Origin of the sequence: Microcystis sp. LE19-8.1F, assembly GCF_027531715.1 — a bacterium.
In the GTDB taxonomy this organism is placed as follows: Bacteria; Cyanobacteriota; Cyanobacteriia; order Cyanobacteriales; family Microcystaceae; genus Microcystis; species Microcystis wesenbergii_A.
Genome location: NZ_JAPZSO010000086.1, coordinates 1 through 3,435, shown reverse-complemented (window position 1 = coordinate 3,435; position 3,435 = coordinate 1). Strand labels below are relative to the sequence as shown.

General features: G+C 45.3%; 1 protein-coding gene and 3 pseudogenes. 1 reads left to right on the top strand and 3 read right to left on the bottom strand.

What is annotated here, in order from left to right; translation table 11 throughout:
• Positions 1 to 97: 97 nt before the first annotated feature.
• A pseudogene (locus tag O9334_RS09430) lies at positions 98 to 453 on the top strand (ISKra4 family transposase); the annotation flags it as partial.
• A gap of 177 nt (positions 454 to 630) precedes the next feature.
• Here the strand turns inward: O9334_RS09430 and O9334_RS09425 are convergent.
• The 3 genes and pseudogenes from O9334_RS09425 to O9334_RS23140 form a co-directional block, all read right to left on the bottom strand.
• Positions 631 to 903, bottom strand: coding sequence for a hypothetical protein (locus O9334_RS09425; RefSeq protein ID WP_190381736.1), 273 nt, complete (start codon positions 901 to 903; stop codon positions 631 to 633).
• Positions 904 to 925: 22 nt separating this feature from the next.
• A pseudogene (gene tnpC / locus O9334_RS09420) lies at positions 926 to 2,461 on the bottom strand (IS66 family transposase).
• Between the two features lie 106 nt (positions 2,462 to 2,567).
• Positions 2,568 to 3,058 (bottom strand): annotated as a pseudogene (locus tag O9334_RS23140) (IS5/IS1182 family transposase); the annotation flags it as partial.
• Between the last annotated feature and the right edge of the window lie 377 nt (positions 3,059 to 3,435).

The window sequence follows — 3,435 nt, the reverse complement described above, 5'->3', positions numbered from 1 at the left end:
GAGTGCATCCCACTTTTGCCATGAGCATAAATACTTAAATCTGGTTTTCTGAGATGGAGCTACACTATGAGTAGATCACCTACATAGTAAGAGACTTATGGATACTGACAAAAAAGCCCAAATTCAAGCTCACGCTCAAGCTATCGCCGCCTTATTGTCTGAAGAAACTGACCCGGAACAGGTGAAAACATTAGCAGGGATTGAGGAGGTAGTGCGAAAGCATCTGCTTGAGCATGTCAGTCCAGAGAGCGGGATTTTTTTATGGCCACAAGTAGTGGCACAACGAGTGGCCGCAAACGGAGTATCGATAGCATTATTGGACGATTGAGTGTGAGGGAGAAACAAGCTGAAAAACTGGAGATCAAAGCCTACACCCAATGGAGCCCCTATCTGGAAAAGTGTTGCTTGTTGTTGAGTGCCAATGAGTCCTATGAGCGAGCGGCTGAAGATATTCAAGAGCCAATGATAGAGATGTTGACCCACATAAAAACTGCTGTGTCTGCGTTGACCTTTATATCTTTTTTCAGGTCTTGTTACATATTTTTGGATTCCCATATCCTTAATTTTTTTACCTTGCAGTGTGGCACTTGTATAGGCGATAGCTATAACAATTATCAGCTTTGATAGGTATTACGGTGCTAATTGAGAACCTTCTAAGCTATAGCCTCCAGACTTAAAATCTCGAAACATCTCCTCAATATCAAATCTTTTTTGATAGGCAATTATTGCTGTCTCTAAATCTTCAAAGTTAGTCAAAATATACCAAGGTTCTTTTGTTGGAAACCCTCGGTAAGTTTTTTTCCACTTACCCGCTAAGTTAAACGGGACAAATCCCTGCTCTTTTGTAATATTTACATCATTCAAAAATAATTTAGTTCCTCGGCTTAAACCTAACTCTCTCATCGTAACCGTTCAGGGGGGGATGTCAAGCAGCCAGTGTCATTGACTCAGTGGAAGAATCTTCCTGGGGCAGGAGAGAGGGAGAAGAACTGCCCCCCCTAGAGGCTCGAATCGCCTCAGTCATGAATTACAAGACATTCCGGTTCTGAGAACGCAGACTCGTCACTACTGTCAGCATCCGCGCCACAAACACACTACCGGCCTCGCTTTGAGAACCAAAGCTAGTCCGCCGCCACAGCACCGCCGGACGAATCGCTCTCTCAGCGGCATTGTTCGTCGGCTCCAATCCCTCGACGGTGACGAACAACCAGAGGGCTGGCTCCACTTTCAGCAGTTGCTGGCAAGTGCGAACGGTTTTCGCCAAAGGAGTCTTCTCCTTGGAGCCAATCTGATACGCCGCTCCTTGCTCGAGTAAACTCCTCACCCGCGCTCGAATCGGTGACACTAATGACTGAAACTCACTTCGGCTCAGTGTTCCATCTCGCACTCGCTGCCAGAGCCGAAATAACTTTTTCTGCTGAGCCAGTAAGTCTCGTCCCAGTTGACGAGATAGGCCTTGGCGTTCTGAGATTTTTGTGAACTCTCGTTTTAGATGCGCCCAACAGAGTTGTCTTTGGTCAACATCGACCCAATTGTAGGCATTGTAGCGATCGCTATTGAGAATTCCCCGGAAATTCTCCCCCAATAAAGATTGGGCGGCGGCAGTGGAGCGAGACAGCATGACTTGAAAGAAGGCGACCAGTGGGGTAACGGCAACCCACAGCCAAGCTCTCTTATTTTGCGGATTGTTGCCATCAGTATTTCCTTGCCCGAAGCCCGTCTCATCGGCTCCCACTATCGGCGCGGATTGGATGTAGGCTTTAGCCTCCTCTACTGTTCCCGACACCGCCTCACTCCCTTCCCTTCTCAGACGATTTACTGTCCCCAGTGACATCTTCACCCCAAACAAGTCGGACATGGCTGAAACTACCATCCGATGAGAATGGCGGTACATCCCACTCAAGACCGAGACGATGGCCACCACTCTCTCTTTGTAGCCACTCGCCTCTACTTCAGAGGGGAGTACCGCTCTGGTTTTCTCGCCGCAGTGAAGGCAGGTTAGTTGGTGTAGGCGATGCTCTTCGATGTGCAGTTGGATAGGGGGAATGTCTACCACTTGATGGCGGTAGGGGTTGGTGTCCACTCCTTGCAGTGGTTCGCCACAACATTTGCAAGTTTCGGGATAGTGGTCGGTGACGCTGTCACAGGCTTCTACTGGATACAGGGGACGGCTATGACCGGGGTGTCCTGGTTGCCCGCCTCGTTTTTTTCCTGTTGGCTTTTTTGGCTTTTTCTTCTCGACGTTCGGGGCATCTGAGGCAGGCGGGCTATGGGAGTTGTCTGAGTTACGATTGACTTTCTCCTCAAGCTGCTCCTTTGATTCTTCTAATTCTTTGAGGTGTTGCTCTAGTTGCTCTATCTTCAAACCTAACTGCACTACTAGCTGTCTGACGCTGGCGGTCGTCCTCTCCCAATCCTCTGCGCCAATTCCTGCCGTCTCTAGTAGCTGCTTCTCATCCATGCTTCTTAGATTACCAGATTTCGTTCCCCCCCTGAACGGTTACCACCGAACGTCCGAAGTCTCACGCCGAGGTCCGAACGGGTCAACGTCGAGCGAAGTCGAGACGTTGACTTAAACTGACGATTCTCTGGTCAACCCTTGTTTTTTTCTCTGACCACATCTCCCGTTGTTGATGAGAGACTTCTTCAATGACTAATAGCAGTTTATATAATCTTTTACTTAAACAAGTTAAGGAGGCTCCTAATTCAATTAGTTGGTCTATATAACCTAAGTTTCTTTGAATATATCCCAGTTGTTGACCAATAGCTTTCCGTCTTTTTTTTTGAGACTGACGACGTTTTTTAGCGACTTTTAAATAGTTATTTCTCGCTATTTTTCGGGAAGTTATTGGTTTCTTAGTTAACTTTTATTTGACTTCCTGGTAGAGACAATATCGGATTTTTTCCGTTCCTTGACGAGCTTGATTTAATAGATCTAAATCTGTGGGATACTTAATATCGGCGGGCGCACAAGACGTTCGGCGAAGCTCAGTCGAGCCGTCGCATCTAATATTAATTTTCCTGCATTGGGCTGCTCACTTTCTTCTCCTCGCTCTTCTGCTCCGTCACCAGATTTTTTGTACTGGGTAATTTCTCGGCCTTTTTTCACCATTTCTTGGTTAATTTTGTTAAGGAGGTTTAAGTTAATTTTTTTTGAAAATATACCATTATTGAGGCATCAAATGAGAATTCTATTTGATAGTTTTTTAGCCAAATAAAGTATTGTAGGTAAGGTTTTTTACTAATTTGTTCGACGGTTTCTCTATCACTTATTCCTAATCTTTCTTGAATAATTAGGGTTTGCTGAAAAAGTAAAAAACAAAAACTCTCAAAAATCAGCCCGAATTTAAGATAAGTTTTTCTGTTGAGAAATCAGCTTTTTTATCATCTTTTCTAATCAAAGAGGGATGAATAAAGCTAAATTTAGATGTATAA